General features: G+C 64.6%; 12 protein-coding genes. 7 read left to right on the top strand and 5 right to left on the bottom strand.

Annotated features, from left to right (window positions below; genetic code table 11):
- The first annotated feature begins 11 nt into the window (after positions 1-11).
- The 4 genes from ACFQJC_RS07615 (at position 12) to ACFQJC_RS07600 (ending at position 5,835) form a co-directional block, all read left to right on the top strand.
- The gene (locus tag ACFQJC_RS07615) at positions 12-1,601 is read left to right on the top strand and encodes an ABC transporter permease (protein ID WP_390222722.1); all 1,590 of its coding nucleotides are present in this window, start codon (positions 12-14) and stop codon (positions 1,599-1,601) included.
- Positions 1,591-2,739, top strand: coding sequence for an ABC transporter ATP-binding protein (locus ACFQJC_RS07610; protein ID WP_390222721.1), 1,149 nt, complete (start codon positions 1,591-1,593; stop codon positions 2,737-2,739). The genes ACFQJC_RS07615 and ACFQJC_RS07610 overlap by 11 nt, the downstream gene beginning before the upstream one ends.
- 3 nt (positions 2,740-2,742) lie before the next feature.
- Positions 2,743-4,980, top strand: a complete 2,238-nt coding sequence (locus ACFQJC_RS07605) for a DUF7846 domain-containing protein (protein WP_390222720.1) — start codon at positions 2,743-2,745, stop codon at positions 4,978-4,980.
- 141 nt (positions 4,981-5,121) lie between these two features.
- Positions 5,122-5,835, top strand: coding sequence for a hypothetical protein (locus ACFQJC_RS07600; protein ID WP_390222719.1), 714 nt, complete (start codon positions 5,122-5,124; stop codon positions 5,833-5,835).
- Positions 5,836-5,966: 131 nt separating this feature from the next.
- Here ACFQJC_RS07600 and ACFQJC_RS07595 read toward each other — a convergent pair whose 3' ends face one another.
- The 3 genes from ACFQJC_RS07595 to malA form a co-directional block, all read right to left on the bottom strand.
- Positions 5,967-6,464 (bottom strand): redoxin domain-containing protein, encoded by a 498-nt coding sequence (locus ACFQJC_RS07595; protein ID WP_390222718.1) that lies wholly within the window; start codon positions 6,462-6,464, stop codon positions 5,967-5,969.
- A 145-nt stretch (positions 6,465-6,609) separates the two neighbouring features.
- A complete protein-coding gene (gene gghA / locus ACFQJC_RS07590; protein WP_390222717.1) occupies positions 6,610-9,030 on the bottom strand; it encodes a glucosylglycerol hydrolase in 2,421 nt (806 codons plus the stop codon).
- Positions 9,031-9,057: 27 nt separating this feature from the next.
- Complete coding sequence (malA, locus tag ACFQJC_RS07585) at positions 9,058-11,058, bottom strand: alpha-amylase MalA (protein WP_390222716.1); 2,001 nt, start codon at positions 11,056-11,058, stop codon at positions 9,058-9,060.
- A gap of 171 nt (positions 11,059-11,229) precedes the next feature.
- Here malA and ACFQJC_RS07580 point away from each other — a divergent pair, with 171 nt between their 5' ends.
- Together ACFQJC_RS07580 and ACFQJC_RS07575 are read left to right on the top strand one after the other, a co-directional pair.
- Entirely contained in the window at positions 11,230-15,765 is a 4,536-nt protein-coding gene (locus ACFQJC_RS07580; protein WP_390222715.1) for a DUF7997 domain-containing protein, read from the top strand.
- 351 nt (positions 15,766-16,116) lie between these two features.
- Positions 16,117-16,596 (top strand): SRPBCC family protein, encoded by a 480-nt coding sequence (locus ACFQJC_RS07575; RefSeq protein ID WP_390222714.1) that lies wholly within the window; start codon positions 16,117-16,119, stop codon positions 16,594-16,596.
- A 17-nt stretch (positions 16,597-16,613) separates the two neighbouring features.
- On the opposite strand, the gene ACFQJC_RS07570 is transcribed toward ACFQJC_RS07575, so the two are convergent.
- Both ACFQJC_RS07570 and ACFQJC_RS07565 read right to left on the bottom strand, forming a co-directional pair.
- A complete protein-coding gene (locus ACFQJC_RS07570) occupies positions 16,614-18,656 on the bottom strand; it encodes a hybrid sensor histidine kinase/response regulator (RefSeq protein ID WP_390222713.1) in 2,043 nt (680 codons plus the stop codon).
- A 112-nt stretch (positions 18,657-18,768) separates the two neighbouring features.
- Positions 18,769-19,662 (bottom strand): DMT family transporter, encoded by an 894-nt coding sequence (locus tag ACFQJC_RS07565; RefSeq protein WP_390222712.1) that lies wholly within the window; start codon positions 19,660-19,662, stop codon positions 18,769-18,771.
- A gap of 73 nt (positions 19,663-19,735) precedes the next feature.
- Here ACFQJC_RS07565 and ACFQJC_RS07560 point away from each other — a divergent pair, with 73 nt between their 5' ends.
- Entirely contained in the window at positions 19,736-20,593 is an 858-nt protein-coding gene (locus ACFQJC_RS07560; RefSeq protein ID WP_390222711.1) for a DMT family transporter, read from the top strand.
- Positions 20,594-20,631 lie beyond the last annotated feature (38 nt).

Below are 20,631 nucleotides of genomic sequence, written 5' to 3'. Positions count from 1 at the left end.
GACACACACATATGGCGACCGAACAGCAGAACGCGGCCGACGGTGACGGTCTCCCGCTCGGACTCACAGTAGCGAGCGGAGCAGTCGCCGCCGCCGTCGTCGTGCCGCTGTTGTGGCTCGTCAAAACGGCTCTCGACGTCGGCTTCGGCGAGGCGCTGGCGCTCGTCACGCGTCCGACGACGGTCCAGGTGTTCGTCAACAGCACCATACTCGTCGTCCTCGTCACCGCCGCCTGCATCGCCGTCGGCGTCCCACTCGCGTATCTCACCGTCCGAACCAACCTCCCGTTTAGACGCTTTTGGACCATCGTCGTCGCGCTACCGCTCGTCATCCCGAGTTACATCGGCGCGTTCGCGTTCGTCTCCGCGTTCGGCCCGCAGGGCGTCTTCCAACGGGCGCTCAGCCCGCTCGGTATCGACTCGCTCCCCGAAGTCTACGGACTCCCCGGGGCCGTGTTGGTGCTGACGCTCTACACCTATCCGTACGTGTTCATCACCACCCGAGCGGCGCTCAAGTCGATGGATACGACGCTCATCGACGCCGCGCGCACGCTGAACCACACGCGGTGGGAGGCGTTCAAGCGCGTCACGGTACCGCAGATTCGCCCCGCCATCGCGGCGGGCGCACTGCTCGCGGCGCTCTACACGCTCTCGGACTTCGGGACGCCCGCCATCATGAAGTTCGACGCCTTCACGCGCGTCATCTACGTGGAGTTCGGCGCGTTCGGCCGCGACACGGCCACGTTGCTCTCGCTCCAACTCGTCGGCGTGACGCTCATCATCCTCACCCTCGAATCGCGGATTCGCGGCGAGGAACGGACGACCAGCGGCGGGCGCGGCGGGAGCAAGCTTCGTCTCGGTCGCTGGAAGTACCCGGCGCTCGCGTTCTGCGGGGCGATTGCGACCATCGCGCTCGTCGTCCCGCTCGGCATCCTCCTGACGTGGTTCGCACAGGGCGTGGCTGCGACGAGTCAGTCGCTCTCGTTCCAACCCGAGTACGCGCTCAACTCCGTGCTCGTCTCGGCGGCGACGGCGGGCGCGGCAATCGTCGCCGGCGTTCCGGTGGCGTATCTCGCCGCCAACTACCCGTCGCGGGCGAGCGCGATGTTCGAGCGCGCGACCTACGTCGGCTACGCCGTCCCCGGCGTCGTCCTCGGTCTCGCGCTCGTCTTCTTCGGGAGTTCGTACGCGACGCCGCTCTACCAGACGCTCTACCTGCTGGTCTTCGCCTACGTGATTCGCTTCCTCCCGCAAGCGGTCGGGTCGCTCCGGGCCTCGTTCCTGCGCGTTGACCCCGCGCTACCGGAGGCCGCACGGACCCTCGGAGAGACGCCGTCGGGCGCGTTCCGTCACGTCACGCTCCCGCTCGTCGCCCCCGGCCTGTTCGGCGGGGCGGCGCTGGTGTTCCTCACGACGATGAAGGAACTCCCGGCGACGCTGTTGCTGCGTCCGTCAGGGTTTAAAACGCTCGTGACCCACATCTGGACAGCCTTCGAGTCGGGTTACTTCGGCCAAGCCGCAGTGCCCGCGCTCATCTTGCTGTTCGTCTCCGGGCTTTCGATGCTCGTCATCATCACTCAAGAAGGATACGATGTCAAATAGTACACTCACACAGAACGACCAGAAGGACACCGCCCCCGCCGGGAGCGCGTCAGACAACGTGCTCGAACTCGACGGGATTTCGAAGTCCTACGGCTCCGAATCGGTCATCGAGGACCTCTCAATCTCGGTCCACGACGGCGAGATTCTGACCCTGCTCGGCCCATCTGGTTGCGGGAAGACCACGACGCTTCGACTCATCGCCGGGCTCGACCGCCCCGACGGCGGAGAGATTCGATTGAACGGCGCGCCAGTCTCCGGAAACGGCGCGTTCGTCGCACCCGAAGAACGCGGCGTCGGCGTCGTCTTCCAGGAGTTCGCGCTCTTCCCGCACCTGACCGCCGCAGAGAACATCGCCTTCGGTCTCAAGGACCGCTCGCAGGCCGAACGCGACGAGCGCGTGCAGAGCCTGCTCGAACTCGTCGGTCTCGAAGCCCAAGGCGAGAGCTACCCCGACGAGTTGTCGGGCGGGCAGCAACAGCGCGTCGCCCTCGCTCGCTCGCTCGCTCCCGAACCGGCCATCCTGCTCCTCGACGAACCCTTCTCGAACCTCGACGTGGACCTTCGCGTCCAGATGCGCGAGGAGGTCCGTCGCATCCTCAAAGAGGCGGGCGTGACCGCGATTTCGGTCACCCACGACCAGGAGGAGGCGATGTCCATCTCCGACCGCGTCGCCGTGATGAACGACGGCAACCTCGAACAGATTGGCGAACCCGAGCAGGTGTTCCAACACCCCGAGTCCCGCTTCGTCGCGGGCTTTTTGGGCTACGCTGGGTTCCTTCCCGGACGCATCAACGGTGACGTGGTCGAGACCGAACTCGGCACGGTGCCGCGCGAGCAGATTCACGGTCTCGCCCCCGAGTACGACCAGACCGATATCGACCTGCTCGTCCGCCCGGACGACCTCTCGGCACACGCCTGTACGAACGGCGGCCACGGAAACATCGTCGGCAAGCGCTACCTCGGTCCGACGATTCTCTACGAAGTCGAGTTCAACAGCGGCAACGCATTGCTCTGTATGCACAACCACGACGAGACGGTCCCCACCGATGGCTGTGTGGAAGTCAGCCTCGACGCGGGCCACGAACTCGCGTGGTTCCCCAAAGAACAGCGCCCCAACGACGGCCCGAACGACGACTGACAGATGGGGTTTCGCGGCTTCGAACGGACCGACTTCGATTTTGACGCCCTTCGTGAACTGACCGCCCGGCGACTCGCGGCGCTCGCCGTCGTGGTGACCGTCGGCTTCGTCGTTCTCTGGTTCGCCATCGGCCTCTTTCCGTTCCACTCGGTGAACGACGACGAGGGCGTCTACCTCATGCAGGCTGCGATGCTCTTGGAGGGCAAACTGTTTCTCTACCCCGGCGCGCTCGCAGACGTCGTTCGACCGTGGTTCTTCGTCGTCGAGGAGACGGCGAGCGCCCCCGGCGGCGTCCAGATGTACTCGAAGTACTCGCCGGTCGTACCCGTGCTGTTCGCGCTCGGTCTCTCGGTCGGCCTGCCGAACCTCATTCTCGGCGTCGTCGCGGCCGCGAACGCCGGGCTCACGTACGTCCTCGCCGCCGACGTGTTCGACCGCGAAACGGGAGTCGTCGCCGCCGCCATGCTCGGTCTCTCGCCGATGTTTCTGCTCACTTCGGCGACGTTCCTCGCCTACGCGCCGACAACGATGCTCAATCTGGCCTTTGCGGTGTGCTACGTCCGCGCCGTCCGCCGCGACTCGTCGGGCTACGCCGTCGTCGCGGGGGCGGCCATCGGTCTCGCCTTCTTCGCCCGGCCTTTCACGGCCGTGTTGTTCGCGCTCCCGTTCATCCTGCACACGGTGTGGACGCTCGTCGCTGGCTGGCGAGCAGACGTCTTCGTCCCCGTCTTTCGCCGCGCCGTCGCAATCGCTCTCCCCGGTCTCGCGTTCGTCGTGCTCACCCTCGCCTACAACGCCGTCGTCACCGGCGACCCGTTCGTGTTTCCGTACCTCGCGTTCGCGCCGAACGACGGCGTCGGCTTCGGCTACCGCGAAATCCTCGGCTACGATATCGTCTACACGCCCATGCTGGGCATCGAAACCGGTCTCGAAGCCCTCGGCATGTTACTCGGTCAGTGGGGACCGATGGGCTGGTTCGGAACGCTCGCCGCGGTCATCGGCGCGGGCTACGCCGCGGTTCGCTGGTGGGGCTACCGGACCGGGACGCGCCTCCACGGTATCGAACGACGAGCACGACACGGACTCGCCAAACGAGGGTCGTCGTTCACCGAACTCTCCGACAGCGCGCTCGCCGCCATCGTCGGCGGTATCTTCGTCTCCGTCTTCGTCGGCAACGGCTTCTTCTGGGGGACGAACAACGGGCTTCGAAACGGTCTCATCGACCTTCTCGGTCCGTTTTACCACTTCGACGCGCTCGTTCCGTTGGCCGTCTTCGGCGCGGCGGGTCTCGTCGTCAGCGCTCGGAGTGCGAACCGACTCGCTCACGACCGCTTTTCGGCGTCTGAAGCCCGCGGCGTCGTCTTCTCGCTCGTGCTCGTGCTCGCGCTCGTCGGTGGCGCGGTGACGGTGAGCGCGATAGACGAACCGTACGGCGAAAATCAGCTTCGAACCGACAACCTCGAAACGACGTACGAACCCCTCGTCGAGGCGGGGTTCGAGGACCGCCCGCTCACGCCAGCGGTCGGTGGAGTCGGTGGCGACGATGCCGGTCAACGGGCGCTCGTCTTCCATCCCGACCCCTACGGCGACTGGCAGGCCCACCCGTTCCAGTCACTCCGCAACGACCCCGGGTTCGACGGCCCGGTGCTCTACGTACTCGACGAAGGGCCAGCCTCCGACTTCGCCGTCCTCGACGCGACGAACCGAACGCCGTATCGGTTCACCTACCGCGGCGAGTGGACCGGGGCGGTCGAACCCGTCGAGCCCGAGTTGACCGAACTGACCGTCTTCGAGGGCGACGGAGTCGTTGCCGAGAGTACGTTCGGCGCACCCACAGGCAGTCGAACCGTCTCGGTTCGCGTCGAAACCGAATCTGGATACGCCCGGTACGACGTGCCGATGGACGACTCAGTGCGCGTCGAGTGGGAACTCACGCCCGACGGTGTACGGGTGACGAACAAAGAGTTCGCCGCCGGCTCGGACCCCGTCCCGATTCCGGACGGGGCGAGCGAAGTCACACTCGAAGTGACGTTCGTCGGCGACGCCGGGCAGACGGTGACTTACCGCCAGATGGTCGAAGTCGAGCGCTCGGGAGACGAGATTCGCGTCATCTGGCCGCCGGAGACGCGCATCTGTGAGTTCTCGACCGAGTGCGGACTCGATAGCCAGTGGGTCGGTGACGACGGCGATTATCTGGACGGGGTGCGGGTGGCGACGAACGCGAGCGAGATTTCGGGGTGAGCGAAATTTCGGGGCGAGGAGTGGGTCGTAGAGTAACCAGTCGCTGGAACAGTCATCCGAGATACTCACCCGTGTGACAGTCTCAGCGGTTCGCTACTAGCTTTATCCACGCCGAGAGGCTGTTGGATATCGGTGTAACCTATGACAGCGACTAGTGACCTTACTCCCGAAGAGATTCAGCCTCCGCGAACGACGGCGACCGACCTCCAGACGGTCGGCGGTGTTGCCGCACTACTCGAAGCGGCAATCTACCTCGGCGCAATCGTCTTCTTCCTCTTCATCCTCGACTTCGCCAGCGTCAGCGACCCACTCCAACAGGTGGAGTTACTCGTCGCAAATCAGACCGCGATATACACTGCAAATCTGATAACGTACGTCGTGTTCGGCATCCTACTCGTCGTACTCGTGCTCGCGCTCCACGAACGACTCGTGGACCGAGTCGGGCCGTCGATGCGAATTGCCACCGCGTTCGGCCTCCTGTGGGCGGGGTTGGTCATCGCCAGCGGGATGGTTGCCAACATCGGGATGGCGACTGTCGTCGAACTGTTCGGTACAGACCCGGCGCAGGCCGCGACGACGTGGGTCGCCATCAGCTCCGTCGTGGACGGACTCGGCGGCGGAAACGAAATCGTCGGCGGGTTGTGGACGTTCCTCGTGAGTTGGGCGGCGATTCGCGCGGGTGCACTCCGACGACTGCTCAACTATCTCGGACTCGTCGTCGGAACCGCGGGAGTTCTCTCGGCGATTCCCGCACTCGCCGAAATCGGCGGAGCGGTCTTCGGCATCACGCAACTCGTCTGGTTCGCAGCGCTCGGTGTGGTGCTGTTGCGCAGTCGCACCAACGAGACGGAATAGCGACCACTCGAACATCTTTCGCGGATTCATTTTCGAGTCAGTGAGAAGAATCACGCCCCTCGACTAGCTTCGGGTTCCAAAAGAGACGACTCGACGTGAGATATCCACACGAATTCGTCGCTGCCTGTGAGTCACGAAGCGACCGTTTCGGCCACGGCGTCGTACACGGCGTCGATGGCCGCGCCGAAGTCCGTCTCTCCTTCGCCTTCGACCCAGCGGTAGGTCACCGTTCCATCGCTATCGAGGACGAAGATGCTCCGCTTGGCCGCCTCGTACAGGCCGTACATCTCCGGAAGCACGACGCCGTAGTCGTGGATGACCTCGTGGTTCCAGTCCGAGAGCATCGGGAAGTTGAGTTCTTCTTGCTGGATGAAGATGTTCAGCGCGGGCGGGAGGTCAACGCTGACGCCGTAGACCTGCGCGTCGAGTCCCTCGAAGCGGTGCATCGAATCGCGGAAGGTGCACATCTCGGTCGTACACCCGCTGGTGAAGGCCGCCGGGATGAACGCCAAGACGATTGGGCCATCGCCGAGTGCCTCACTGAGCGTGAACGAACTGATGTCGTTGTACACTTCGCCGCCTGCGATGGGAATCGTGAAATCCGGAGCCGTGTCGCCGACTTCGAGCATGACTCGCGGATAGGGGTGGGAGTGGCTAAACGGTTCCTCCGAGAGGTGTGCGCAGAAGCAGGACCTGATGGGCGCGTTTCGCGCACACAGCTTTATCAACCAAACCGGGACCACGGACGACTATGAAACGAAACCAGCGCGCGAGTTAGGGTTCGCGTCGCCAGACGATTGCCTGCCCGTTCGCTATCTCCACGTCCGTAGCGTCGTCTACGCCGGGTGCGACGAGCGCGGGTTCCCAGCCATCGGTCGGAATGGTGGGGGCGTTCTCGTCGCCTGCGGCGTCGTCGGCGAGACTCTCGGGCGAGACTTGGACGGGGACACCCTCCATGTTCGCGGCGAAGAGGAGTTGCTCGCTTCCATCGGGCGAATTCCTGAATCCGTAGTAGAGCACCGTTCCGTCGGTCGGGTGGCGGTAGGTGAAGTAGTCCGCATCTTCGTCCAAGTCCGAGATGAGCCACGGTCGGTCGTGGCGGAACTCGCGGGTCTGGTGGCGGAACCGCGCCCGCGACTCGTCCTGTTCGTCGTGCCAGTAGCCCAAGTTGGCGAAGTCGTGTACGTCGCGCATCCACGCGTAGCCGTAGGCTTCGAGGTCTTCTGCTGAGAGGTCGTCGCCGAGCGGTTGGTCCATCGCCGAGAGCATGGCGGCCATCACGTCGAGGTCGTAGTCGGTCGCGCCGACCGCAGAGGAGAGGGCGTTCATAAAGGTGAGAAGTTCCTCGCGCGAGTCGAAGCCGAGGTCCTTGACGCGATGGAAGAATCGGTCGTCCGCGAAGTCCTCGTCGCGCACCTGCCAGTAGAGGAATTTGGACTCGTCGGAGACGACTTTGACGTTCCACGTCGGGTCGGTATCCCGAATGAAGCCCCACGGGGCACGCATGTTGGCGTGGACGAAGTCCATCGGGACGCCCGGCAGGAAGCAGTGGAACAGCATCGACGACGCGGCGTTGTCGTAGGCTTCGTCGAGCGTCTCGGGGTAGTCGTCGCCCAAGTAGGGGTTGACCGGCGACTGGTTGAACTCGACCGTCGGGTCGATTTGCGTCCCGCGGCGGACGGTATCGTGGTTGGCGACGCCCGTCAGCCAGTTGCCACCGAACTCGCCGACCTCGCGGGCGCGCCACCACTTGGTCGCCCAGAAGGTCAGGAGGGCGGGCGTGTTGTGCGCGAACGTGATGGGCGACCACTGGAACGAGTGGGGGTGCTGTTCGATGAGCGCGCGGTACGAAGAGGCGAGTTCCCAGTCTTCGCGCGGCCACGGGCGGCCGTCTTCGTAAATCATCCACGGGCGGTACTCGGTCCCGGCGACTTCCTGTGTGACGCGGTCCATCTCCGCGAGGAAGTCGTCGTCGTGGTACATCTCGCCCGTCTCGGGGTCGTAAGAGGTGAAGTCCTGTGCGCCATCGACGCGGATGCCGTCGGCCCCGAAGTCCATCTTACGGCGCTGCATTTCGAGGAAGACGGCGCGAGCGGTTGGTTCGGTGTAGTCGAGGTGCTTGCCGTACATTCCCGGCCCGAGGATGTAGCGGTCCGAGAGGAGTTCGGCACCACGGTTGTCGGCGTGGCCGAGTGCGACGTCGAAGACGACTTTGATAGGTCGCGGCAGGTCGTGGCACGCGGCGATGAAATCGACCAGTTCGTCCGGGCGGCCGGTTTCGAGAATCGCCGGGTTCGGAGCCGAAAAGGCGCTGACCACGATGTCGTATCCCCAGTTTATCATCTCGGGGCGAGCGACTTCGACCGAGAGTTCGTCTTCCGTGTCGTCGGTGACCGACCAGAAGTCGTGTTCCTCCTCGTTCTCGGTGAGCGGTTCGACGGGCATCACTTGGATGCCGTCGTAGCCTGCAAAGGCGCGCTCCCACGGTTCGAGGTCGTCGCCGGCGCGCTGTTTCTCGGCGATGCCTTCGTACACCTCGGCGAGACCGGCGAGCGACCCCCTCTCAGTCGCGGTTCCGGGGTGAATTTCGAGCATGCTCGTCGCCGGGTCGATACGCGGGATGCCGTCGTCCTCGGTCGTCGAGACGCGTTCGTCGTCGGTGCCCAGGGCTTCGAAGTAGTCGCGGTCGGCGCGCGTCTGGTCCAGTGCGTCGAGGTCGTACACCTCTGCGGGTGCGAACGCGCCGAACGGAACGGAGTAGGAGACCGGGTCCTGAATCGTGTGCTCGTTCCCACCTTCCTCGTAGACGAGTTGGTAGAGCGCGCCGAGTTCGTCGCGCGTGCCCGCGCGGACGTCTTCGACGGCGACCCAGTGGTACTCGCCGGCGCGGGTCATGGGGATTCGCTCGCGGGCGAACGAGACGGTTCGATGGTCGGTGTCTCCCGGGTCGGTTTCGGTCGGTGGCGTGAGCAGTTCGAGCCACACCTTGGACTCTGGAACGCCGCGCTCGACGAGTTCGGGCGTCCAGAAGCCGAATTCGACGGCTTCGGTGGTGGTGTGTGCGCCCAGTCGCGTCGAGAGCGTTTTCGCGGCCTCGAAGTCGTCGTCGTGGTTCGAAACGACCGTCTCGTGCCAGGAAACGAGGTCGTCAGTTCGGTCGGTCAGTCGGGTGGGTGTTGCGTATTCAGAACTCATCAGATTTCAAAAACCGTAGTCAGCAGGTTACGCGAGCGGGCAGACAGTCACGTCGTCAACGGTGAGTCCGCCCTCGGCGGCGACGGAGTCGCCCGAGATGATGTCGGTCGCTTCCACGTCGAGCGAGCCGATATCGACGGTCTCGACGCCGTCGCCGAAGTTCAACAGACAGAGGTACGACCCCTCTTCGGAGTCGCGGACGAACGCGACGACCTGGTCGGAGTCACAGTCGTAGTCGATGCGTCGGAACGCGCCCTGTGAGTTGAGCGCGGGCGTCTCGTTTCGGACTTCGATGAGTCGCTCGTAGTGCTCGCGCACGTCGTCGCGGGCGTGGTCCCACGCGAGGGCGTCACGACGACCCTGTTGGCCGATTTCTTGGCCGCCGTAGACCATCGGGACGCCGGGAAGCGTGAAGAGCGCGCCGGCGGCCGCTTTCGCCGCGGCATCGCCGCACTCGACGATATAGCGCGTCTCGTCGTGGTTTTCGAGGTACAGCATGAACGACGCGTGGTCGGGGAAGCCGACTTCGGTCCGCTGGTCGATGGCATCGAGGATGCGCTCTGCGGGCGCGTGGCCGCCGCCGACCTGCCGGAGCGTGAAGTAGAGCGTCGTATCGAAGTGCATGTCGAACATGCCGTCGTGGAAGTCGGCGATGTAGGGGATGGTCTCGTCCAACAGCAGGAACTCGGGGTCCTTGGACTTCACGCGCTCGCGGAGTTCCTGCCAGAACGTATCGGGCACCGCCCACGCCATGTCGCAGCGGAAGCCATCGACGAGGTCGGCCCACATGTCCACGGCGTCGAGCAGGTAGCGTCGAACGTCCAGATTTCGGTGGTCGAAGTTGGCGATGAACTCCCAGTCGAAGTAGGTGCCCGGTTCGCCGCTGTCTTGCCACTCGTACCAGTCGTAGTACTCCGAGTCGGGATTCTTGTAGGCGTCCTCGAAGAACGGGTGGTCGCGCGCGGAGTGGTTGAGTACGAGGTCGAAGAGGACTTTCATCCCGTGGTCGTGGGCGGCCTCGATGAACTGCTCGTAGTCCTCGCGGGTGCCGAGGTCCTCGGCGATGGAGTAGAAGTCAACGATGTTGTAGCCGTGTGGCGCGTGGTCGTTCTGGAGGACGGGCGTGAGCCACAGGCAATCGACGCCGAGGTCTTCGAGGTAGTCGAGGCGTTTTTCGAGCGCCTCGAAGGTGTTGTCGGCCTCGTCGTCGTCGGACGCGTAGCCGCGGACGTAAATCTCGTAGAGCGTGACGTGCTGTGCCCACTCCGGCGGGTCGTTCGGGCGGGAGACAGAGAGACCAGAGCCGTCGGTCGCGCTCTTCGATTCGGCTTCGGCGACACCGCCATCTGGCAGGGCCTCGCGCGAGACGGTCACGGAGTCCGGGACGCTGTAGGTCTCGTCCAGTGCGACGGCGTGGACGCGCAGTTTGTCGCCGATAGCCGAGAGCGGAACGCGGAGTTCCCAGCCCTCGGTCTCGACGGCCGACTCCTCGATGTCGTCGCGGTCGTCCACGAGGAACTCGACCACGAGGTCGTCACGGTCGGTGGTGCTGTTCGGGTTCGGTTGCGGGTCGGCGCGGACGACGACCACGTCGTCTTCGACCGACGCGTCGAGACGGATGCGCGGACGGCCGCCTTCGCCGCGGGTCGCTTCGCCCGCCCCGCTGCCGGAACCGGATGCGCCGCCGCTGAACTGCGTGGGACGGCCGGAACCGCTCTGGCCGCTGTAGCCGCTGTAGCCGCTCATTCCGCTGGTCCCGCTTCGGAGCGAACCAGCGGGCAGGTAGTCACCGGGGAAGACGCGAATCGTCAGTTCGTGCGTGCCGTCGGGGGCTTGCAGTTCGAGAATGTAGGTGCCGGCGGCGTCGGGGTCGAACTGAACGACTGCGTCGTCGTCGAATTCGAGGCTGCTCGCAACGGGTGCGCTTCGGACGTGCCACGAGTAGTCGGCCTCGGGGTCAGGGTCGCGCGGTGCGAGTTGGACTGACTCACCGACGGCCATGAATTGAGGCGGGCCTGGGTGATGCATACATCAGAGAACATGCCGAAAGACTTTGAATTTACTCCCGTGAGAATTCTTGTTTGAACCGCACGAGTCGGGTGAGACAGAGACACGGCGACCGTCGAACACTCAAATTTTCGAGGAAAATGTCGTTCACGTGCAACCAATACTTATGTTTCGAGCGAAAGTGTTCCATCTATGCGACTGCGGACTGCGTTAAATGAATATAAACGGAATCGAGGCAGACGCTTCCCAGAGGAGTGTCCGACCTCGTCCGGCGCATTTTCGAGTCACGGAGACAGACTCGTGTATGTTGGCCCCGATGGCGTGCTTCGAGACTACTCGTCATCGCTCTCCGGATTGTATGGTATCGACAGGTCTCGGTTCGGTATCGAAACGAACGGTGACACCCACTGGTTCGACGAACTCGAACCCGTTCGACAGCACTACTACCGCGAGACGACGCTCGTGGAGACGGAGTACGACGCGGGCGAGTACACGGTCCACCAGTACGACCTCACGCTCGGCCGCGCTCACGTCACCCACGTCGAACTCCGCGGGGCGATTCCGACGGACGCGCACCTGACCGCCTTCCTGACCTTCGCCCCCGAAGGCCGCGAGACCCGCGTCGGCCGACTCATCCACGAGGATGGCGGCCCGAACGGCACGCAGGCGGTCGAGGTCTTCCATCGACGCGAACACGACTACGTGACCGCATCCACCGGTCTCGACGACGTGCGCGGCCAGATTCCGGAACGCTTCGACGAAATCCTCTCCGAGGACGCCTTCGACTTCCCGCGCGAGGCCGTCCTCGAACGCTACGAGGACACGCACCTGTCGGGCGACGTCGTCGTTAGCGCGCCGCTCGAAATGGACGGCCGCGCCGCACGGACGACGCTCGTCACCCAGCTTTCGGACCACGAACAGATGGGTCGAACCGACGCGCTCGCCGACCTCCGTCACTGCGCACTCCAACACGCGACTGCCGACGACCTCCGGGCCGCGGCGCGCGAGCAGGCGGAAGTGTACGTCCCCGACGAGACACCCCGTGAACGAATCGTCCGCGCCGACCTCCGCGCGCTCTCGCTGCTCACCGCGCCCAGTGGCGCACGCATCGCCGCCCCCGAGTTCGACCCCTTCTACGCGCACTCCGGCGGCTACGGCTACACGTGGTTCAGAGACGACTCCGAGGTTTCGCGCTCGCTGCTCAACGCGGACCAACTGCTCAGTCTCGGATTGGGCGACCGCCTCGCCACCAGCGCCGAGTTCTACTGCGAGACCCAACTGGACGACGGCACGTGGCCGCACCGCGTGTGGGCGGTCGATGGCTCGCTCGCCCCCGGCTGGGCACACGGCCGCGTCGAGGGCGCGGGCGACGAAGAGTACCAAGCGGACCAGACCGCATCCGTCCTCACGTACCTGGCGACCCTCCTCACGGAACGCCGAGACGACCTCGACGACGAACTCGTCGGTCGGATTCGAACCGCGCTGGCGACCGGTCTCAGCGGGCTCGACGACAGTCTCGAAGACGACGGCCTACCGGAAGTCTGCCAGAACGCCTGGGAGAACATGGCCGGCCGGTTCACGCACACCGCCGCGACGTTCTTGGAGGCCTATTCGACCGTCGCCTCGTCCCCGGTGGACGAGGAACTCCGCGAACACGCTCGCACGCAGGCGACGGCCGTCTACGAAGGGTTGGACGAACTCTGGTCGAAAGAGCGCGAGGTCTACGGACTCCGACTCACGCCGGGTGGCGAACTCGACGACCGCCTCGACTCGGCGACCTTCTCGCTCGTGGAGGCGATGGACGCCTACGCGGATATCGAAGAAATCGAGTCCAAGACGGCCAACCGACTGGTCAAGCACATGGCCGCGACGCTCAAAGGGTTGTACAGAAACCCCGACGGCGACGTGGCCGGGTTGGTCCGCTTCGAAGACGACTACTGGCGCTCGGGAAGCCAAGACGGCGAGAAAATCTGGTCCGTCTCGACCGCGTGGGGCGCGAACGCCGCCGCGAAGTTCGGACTCCTGTGTGACCGCCTCGGCAAGGATGGTCGCCGGTTCGTCGAGCAATCGACGTCGCTCTACGAACTCCTGCAACCCGACGGCCCGCTCTCGACGGACGCCGACTACCTCGCCGAACAGGTGTTCGACGACGGGACGTTCGACAGCGCGACGCCGCTCGGCTGGCCGCACGCGCTCCGCGTCGAGACGACGGCGATTCTGGCCGACCTCGACGCGTTACCCGCGCCGAAACCGGCACCGACCGGGCCCGAGAACCGCCCGCGCTGGACGACCGGCGAGAAATACGGTATCGGAACCGTCGCCGACCACGCCGAAGAAGACCCCTCGCGCGTCTGGTTCACCCTGACCGAAGGCGCGCTGACCGAGGTTCGCTTCCCCCGCGTGGACTTGATGAACCTCCGGACGCTCGACTTCCTCGTCGTCGATGCCGACCCGAGCGCGGAGTACACCGCGCGGACGCACAACGAGACGCGCCGCGACGACCACGCCGACACGGTCGAACGAACCGCCGAAATCATCAGCGAAGACGCGCTCGTCTTCCAGCACACCATCACCGAGACCGGCGACGGTCGCGGCCACAAGTGGGAACTGAAAATCGAGTACGCGGTTGACCCCGAACACGACGCGCTTCTGGCGGACGTGCAGTTCGAGGCCCTCGACGGCAACGAGTACGAACTCTACGCCGTCGCCGACACGGCACTGGCAAACACCGGCACGAAAGACCGGGGAATCCGCCTCGGCCAACTCGGGAGCTATCACCTCGTCGCCCGCGACGCGGGTGCGTTCGACGCCGGACAGGGTCGTGAACCACTGCTCATCGACGAGAACGGCCGCGAGTACAGCGTCGCCATTGCGATGACGACTGCCGGCCGGTTCGACTGGGCGACAGTGGGTGTCGCCGGGTCGCCGTACCTCTCGGAGTTCTTCTCCAAAGGCGAGATTCCGACCGCGAACGAGCGCATCGACGACGAGAACGTCGTCCTCGTCGGCCGTATCGGAACGGGCGACGACCTCGGCGAGACGCTCGCGCTCGGCTTCGCCGAACACGCGGACACCGCGGCCGCCCTCGGTGAGGCCGCCGGTGCGCTCACCCGCGGCTACGAGACGGCGCGGGCGGCCTACACTGACTCGTGGGAGGCGTTCCTCGCGGACAAAGACCTGCCCGAGTCGGTCGCCGGCGACGACCAACTCGCCTCGCAGTACAAGACCTGTCTCATGAGCCTTCGCGCGGTCGAAGACAAGACGTACATGGGCGCGGGCATCGCCTCGCCGTCGGTTCCGTGGGGCGAAGCGGTCCCGTCCGAGGAGTCGAAAGGCTACGGCTACAACTTCGTCTGGTCGCGCGACCTGTATCAGGTCTTCACCGTCTTCGAAGCGGTGGGCGACCTCGAGACGGCCATCGACGCGCTGGAGTACATCTACACCTACCAACAGGACGACCGCGGATTCATCCCGCAGAACACCTACCTCAACGGGCGCACCCGCTGGGGCGGCGAGCAGATGGACAACATCTCGTTCCCGCAGGTGATGGCCTACATGCTCAAAGAACACGACATCTCGTTCGACGACGTGTCGTACGACTACGTCAACATCAAGCGCTCTGCGGACTACGTCGCCCGCAACGGCCCGCCGACGGCACAAGAGCGCTGGGAAGAAGAGGCCGGATACTCGCCGTCGTCTATCGCCGCCGAAATCGCCGGCATCACCTGTGCCGCGTCGATTGCGATCGACGAAGGCCACCCCGAAGACGCACTGGTGTGGTTGGCACTCGCCGACGACTGGACCGACCGCGTGGAAGACTGGACAGCGACGAAGACGGGCACCGACCGCCACGAACACACGCCGTACTACGTTCGGGTCACCCGCGACGGCGAACCCGACGCCGGCCACCTGCGAACGCTGGCGAACAACGGCCCGACGCTCGACGAGCGCGAAATCATCGACGCCGGCTTCCTCGAACTGACTCGGTTGGGTATCAAACCGACCGACGACGAGGTCATCGTGAACTCGCTCAAAGAGGTGGACGACACGATTCGCATCGACACGCCGTACGGGCCGGCGTTCTACCGCTACAACGGTGACGGCTACGGCGAGCGCGAACGCGACGAAGAAGGCGCACCGTGGTCCGTCGAAGCGAAAGGCAAGGGCCGCCTCTGGCCGATTTTCACCGGCGAGCGCGGCGAGTACGAACTGCTCGCGGGGACCAACGAGGGCGACCTCGAACCCAACAATCTGCTTCGGACGATGGCGTCGTTCGCCAACAGCGGACGCATGCTCGCCGAACAGGTGTGGGACCGCGACCACGCGACCGACTACAACTGGGAGTTCGGCGAAGGGACCGGGAGTGCGACGCCGCTGGCGTGGTCGATGGCGCAGTACGTCCGTCTCGCTCACAGCATCGACGTGGGCGAACCGGTCGAGATGCCGCAGTTCGTCCGCGAGCGCTACGTCGAATCGTCGCGGCCGTCCGGCCCGAGACTCCGCGTGAGCACGCGCTTTAGAGGCGACAAACTCATCGTCTCCGGCAAGAGCGAAGCGGCGCTCGTCGCGGTCAAGACGCCGAGCGAGACGACGCTCGTCGAACTCGACGGGGACTCCTTCGAGGTCGAAGTCGATATCGAATACGGTGAGAATCAGGTGACCGTGGCCGCCGCCTCGGACGAAGACCTGACGAAAGCCGGAACGACCGTCTCGCGCTTTACGCTCTAAGTCGGCCGCGAGGCGTCTCGTTTTCTCTCCGAACGCGGGTGTTCTTTCGTCGGGAAGGGTCACGAAATTGTGAAAAATTATTAATATATTTGGATGACACATTTGAGAGTGCCGTGGCTGTCGTCACGGCGTCCGACGTGGCACCATGTCGCGTCAGAACAGCCAACCCCAAATCCCAGTGCGGTTGGGTGTTGCCCTTGCGACTGCCCGCGCGTGTCCGTGCCTCGGTTCGTCTCAGCGCGGGTGGTTTTCGCGGTTCGTGTCGTGGGACTCGTACTGGTGATGGGTTGTGGTGGTGACTCGCTTTCCGCGGTACGATTGCTTTTCCGCCTCGACTCCTAACGGTCGGGTATGCCAGTCTATCAGCGTCGCGTACGCGTCGCAGCGCCCCTCGAAACCGTCTGGGAGTTTCACTCGGACGTCTCCGGGTTGGAAGCGCTCACGCCGGACTGGATGCGTCTCGAAGTGCAGGGAGTACGCGGCCCGGACGGCGAATCGAATCCAACGGAACTCGTCGAAGGCACGGAGATAGACATGTCGATGCGACCGCTCGGCGTCGGCCCGCGCCAGACGTGGACCTCGCGGATTCTCGCCCGCGAGCGCGACGAGGACGCGGCGTGGTTCCGCGACGACATGCTCGACGGCCCGTTCGACCGCTGGGTACACACCCACCGATTCGTCGGGCGGGGTGACGAGACGATTATCGAAGACCGAGTGGAGTACGAACTGCCGTTCGGCCCGCTCGGCGAGATTGCCGGGGTGTTCGGCACCGTCGGCTTCGAACCGATGTTCCGGTACCGACACGAGAAGACGAAGGAGTTGCTCGAATAGGTAGCGACGCCGGAAGGCTAGTTACGCTGGGGCGACACGCGACGCTCCACGTCGGAGTGGACACCGGCGAAGTCGATTTCGAAGCGTGCACCACCGAGGTCCGGTTCCGGCTCGGTGGCTTCTATCTCCCAGCCGTGCGCCTCGATGATGCCGTTGACGATGGAGAGACCGAACCCTGACCCGGCGTCCGAGGTGGTGTGGCCGTGTTCGAAGATGGTCTTTCGCTTCTCCTCGGGGATTCCCAGCCCGTTGTCGGCGATGTAAAACCCGGTCGGCGTCGAACCGACGCGAATCGTGAGCGGTTCGGTGTGGGTGGTGGCGGCGTCTACGTTCGGACTCTCGTCTGTCGCGGACCCACTCGCTGCGCCGTGTTGGACCGCGTTCCGAAACAGGTTCTCGAACGCCTGCTGGAGTCGGCCGGCGTCGGCCTGGACGACGTCCAACTCGGAACCGACGACGAGCTGTGACCGGTCGGTCTTGACCGTGTTCCACGCGCGTTCTGCGACGTGTTCGAGAGAGACGGCGTTCGTCTCGCCCACTTTTCGGCCCTGTCGTGCGAGCGAGAGCACGTCGTTGAGGAGCGTGTCCATGCGAGAGAGCGCCTCGATAGAACGCGAGAGGTACGAGATGTCCTCTTCGTCGTAGGCGAGTTCGACGAACCCCTTGGCGACGTTGAGCGGGTTTCTGAGGTCGTGAGAGACGACGGAGGCGAACTCTTCGAGGCGGTCGTTCTGCCGGCGGAGTTCGCGCTCTCGTCGCTGGCGAGCGAGTGTGTGCGAGACGTTGTCCGCGATGGTTCGAAGCAAGTCAACTTCCGTATCCGTCCACGCGCGGCTCTCGTCGAGTTGGTCGAAGACGACGAACCCGACGAGCGCCCAGTCGCTGACCATCGGGACGGCGACGAACCCACCGATGTTCGAGTCCTGAAGGAGCGTCTTCGTCTCGGCCGCTTCGGGTGGGAGTTCGCCGGCGTGGTGGATTCGAATGTTCTCGAAGCGACCGAGACGAGAGAGTAACCACTGGGCGTCCTCGATACCGATGCGCTCGGGGTGCGCTTCGACAGACGACCGATGCCAATCGTGATTTCGGACGGCGACGCGCGCCTCTTGGTCGTAGCGATACACCGTACAGCGGTCCAGTCCGACGACTTCGCCAATCGTCTGGAGCGTCCACTCGATTTTCGTGCCGATTTCGTCGGCCTCGGCGCTCGACAGCGACGTCGAGGTGTCGAGGACGGCGTCCTGCAATCGCGTCTCGTAGGTGAGTCGCTCTTGGAGACGACGGCGGTCGGTCACGTCCTGTAGCGTCCCGAGGATGCTGCGTTCGTCGTCGGTAGAGCGAACCGCGAGGTGGCCCTCACACAGAATCTCCGTCTCGGGGTGCAGGTAGTTCGGGCCGGGAGCGAGCACCGTCTCGAACCGCGCCGTCTCGGACGTCTCCTTTGCGAGGGTAGCATCGAGCGCGTCTTGGAGGTCCTGCCCGTCGTCGGCGGCGATGTCGGTGATATCTGTCCCGAGAATCTCGTCGCGGTCGTAGCCGGTCAGTTCGCAGAAGACGCTATCGACCGAGACGAACGTGCCGTCGGTATCGAGCGTGTAGACGGCGCTGTCGAGCGCTTCGATAGCCAAGCCGTACCGCTCGGAGGCCGCCTGTGCCCGCGACTGAGAGACGGCGTTCAGTACCCGGTTGGCCAACACGGTGTACTGGTCGGTCCCCGTGTCTTTCTGCATGTAGTCCGTCGCACCGACGCGAAAGGCGTCGCGGGCGACTTCCTCCGAGCCTTTGCCGGTAAAGAGGATAAACGGCAACTCGGGGTGTTCAGTTCGGACTGCGCGGAGAAATTCGAGACCATCGATGCTCGGCATATCGTAGTCGGAGACGACACAGTCGAACGACTCTTCGCGGAGCAGTTCGAGCGCTTCGAGTCCATCGTTGGACGTAGTGACCGACAGCGACGTCTCACCGGCCTCTCGTTCGAGAAAGACCGCGACGAGCTCTGTGAGATTTGGCTCGTCATCGACGTGGAGAACTCGAACATCGGTCCCCGAGCCACCATTCATACAGAGTAGCCAGTGGAGAGGCTAATGAGGTTTGTGACGTGGTTATCAACGCTGATACAGTTTGTCGAATAATACTTCCAGATACGTGTTATTTCGTGGGAGATAATACCGACTATGTTGCGGGAGACGCCGACGCGGTGACGTAGATACCGCCGAGGACGACTGCACCGCCGACGAGCGTCGGCACCGTTGGAATCTCACTCAGGAGAACGAGTGCGAGGAGCGTACTTCCGAGTGGTTCGCCGAGGAGTGAGACGGAGACGACGCTCGACTCGACGTGGGCGAGCGCCCAGTTGATGACCGTGTGGCCGAAGATGCCCGGCCCGACGGCCATCGCAAGAAAGAGCGCCCACTCGCTCGCGGGATACTCGACCAGCGGGTCGCCGCGGCCGACGACGACGACACCGAGTGCGAGCGCGCAGACCGAGTAGACCACGACGACGTACGGGACGAGCGAGACGCGACTGCGGACGCTCCGGCCGGTGAGGACGTAGGCGGCGGCGGTTATCGCACCCACCACGGCGAGCGAATTTCCGAGCAACGGCTGTGCCGCGCCGCTGGGCGTGAAGAAATCGGAGACGGACATCAAGACCATCCCGACGAGGGCGATGGCGATGCCGACGACGACGCGGCGAGTGACGCGCTCGTCCAACAGCGCCCACGCGCCCACGACGACGAAGAGCGGTTGTGCCTGTACGAGCGTCACACTCGCCGCCACCGTCGTGTGATTGAGGCTCTCGAACCACGAGGCGAAGTGGGCGGCGAGTGCGACACCCGCCCCGGTTGCGAACACGAGGTCGCGTCGGGAGATGAGCGAGAACTCGTCGCGGTAGCGGCTGAAGGCGACTGGCGCGAGCAACGCGACGGTGAAGACGACGCGGTAGAACGCTTTGACGAGACTCGGTGCGGCGCTCCAGCGAACGAGAATCGCGCTCGTACTCACCGCGACGACGGCGATACCGAGGGCGAGGTAGGGAGAGATGGGCGGAGACGAGACCTTGGTCACAGTTCGCACGACACGAACAGTACGCTTACCGCTTGCGCATTACTTTACTCGCTCGACAGAGGTGACCCGAACAGTGAGCGACCGACTCGGAACCGGATTGGTAGCCATCTCTGCGATTAGCTTCGGGACGCTCGGCGTCCTCGGAAAGTTAGCCGGTGCCGCCGGACTCTCGATTCCGACGGTGCTCGCGCTGCGATTTTCGGTCGCAACCCTCCTCGTCTGGGGCTGGTTGGGAGCGCGCGGCGAGTTGCGCCTGCTCTCGGGCCGGTCGCTCCTCGTCGGTCTCGGACTCGGCGGTCTGGGCTACGCGACGATGAGCGCGCTCTACTTCCTCGGCTTGGAGTACCTGACCGCTGGACTGGTCGGTATCGTCCTCTACACCTACCCCGTCATCGTCGTCGCCCTGAGCATCGCCGTCCTCGACGAACCGGTGACGCCGCGAACGGTCGCCGCGCTCGCCGTCGCGCTCTCGGGCGTCGTCCTCATCGCGGGTGCCGACCCCAGCGGCGTCGATATCCGCGGCGTGTTCATCGTCCTCGGCGCGGCCGTCGTCTACGCGCTCTACATCGTCATCGGGCGACAGGCGCTCACGACGGTGGATTCGCGCACACTGACCGCACACGTCCTCCCCGCGGCCGCCGTCTCGTTCGTCGTCTTCGGAAGTTTCACTGGCCAACTGCAGCTGCCGACCGAACTCTCGTCGTGGGCCATCGTCGTCGCTATCGGCGTGTTCGCCACGGCCATCCCAATCTTCAGCTTCTTCGCCGGGATGGCCCGCATCGGCGCGAGCAGAGCCAGCATCGTGAGCACGTTCGAACCCGCCGGGACGCTCGCACTCGGCGCGATAGTACTCGGCGAACCCGTGACGCTCGTGACGGTGCTCGGCGGCGGTCTCGTCGTCGCCGGCGTCGTCCTAGTCGAAACGGACTAGCAACCGAGTAATTCAGGCGTACTAACCGCTGTGACCCG

The organism is Haloferax namakaokahaiae (assembly GCF_042663225.1).
Taxonomy (GTDB): Archaea; Halobacteriota; Halobacteria; order Halobacteriales; family Haloferacaceae; genus Haloferax; species Haloferax namakaokahaiae.
Note: the sequence above shows the minus strand (reverse complement) of the source record. Positions and strands in the feature narration are given on the sequence as shown.

What these genes read in the sequence shown, in the direction of transcription:
- ACFQJC_RS07610 (WP_390222721.1), top strand. Translation starts at nt 1,591, where the DNA reads ATGTCAAATAGTACACTCACACAGAACGACCAGAAGGACACCGCCCCC.
- gghA (WP_390222717.1), bottom strand. Translation starts at nt 9,030, where the DNA reads ATGAGTTCTGAATACGCAACACCCACCCGACTGACCGACCGAACTGAC.
- ACFQJC_RS07605 (WP_390222720.1), top strand. Translation starts at nt 2,743, where the DNA reads ATGGGGTTTCGCGGCTTCGAACGGACCGACTTCGATTTTGACGCCCTT.
- ACFQJC_RS07615 (WP_390222722.1), top strand. Translation starts at nt 12, where the DNA reads ATGGCGACCGAACAGCAGAACGCGGCCGACGGTGACGGTCTCCCGCTC.
- ACFQJC_RS07580 (WP_390222715.1), top strand. Translation starts at nt 11,230, where the DNA reads ATGCGACTGCGGACTGCGTTAAATGAATATAAACGGAATCGAGGCAGA.
- ACFQJC_RS07600 (WP_390222719.1), top strand. Translation starts at nt 5,122, where the DNA reads ATGACAGCGACTAGTGACCTTACTCCCGAAGAGATTCAGCCTCCGCGA.
- ACFQJC_RS07595 (WP_390222718.1), bottom strand. Translation starts at nt 6,464, where the DNA reads ATGCTCGAAGTCGGCGACACGGCTCCGGATTTCACGATTCCCATCGCA.
- malA (WP_390222716.1), bottom strand. Translation starts at nt 11,058, where the DNA reads ATGCATCACCCAGGCCCGCCTCAATTCATGGCCGTCGGTGAGTCAGTC.
- ACFQJC_RS07570 (WP_390222713.1), bottom strand. Translation starts at nt 18,656, where the DNA reads ATGAATGGTGGCTCGGGGACCGATGTTCGAGTTCTCCACGTCGATGAC.
- ACFQJC_RS07575 (WP_390222714.1), top strand. Translation starts at nt 16,117, where the DNA reads ATGCCAGTCTATCAGCGTCGCGTACGCGTCGCAGCGCCCCTCGAAACC.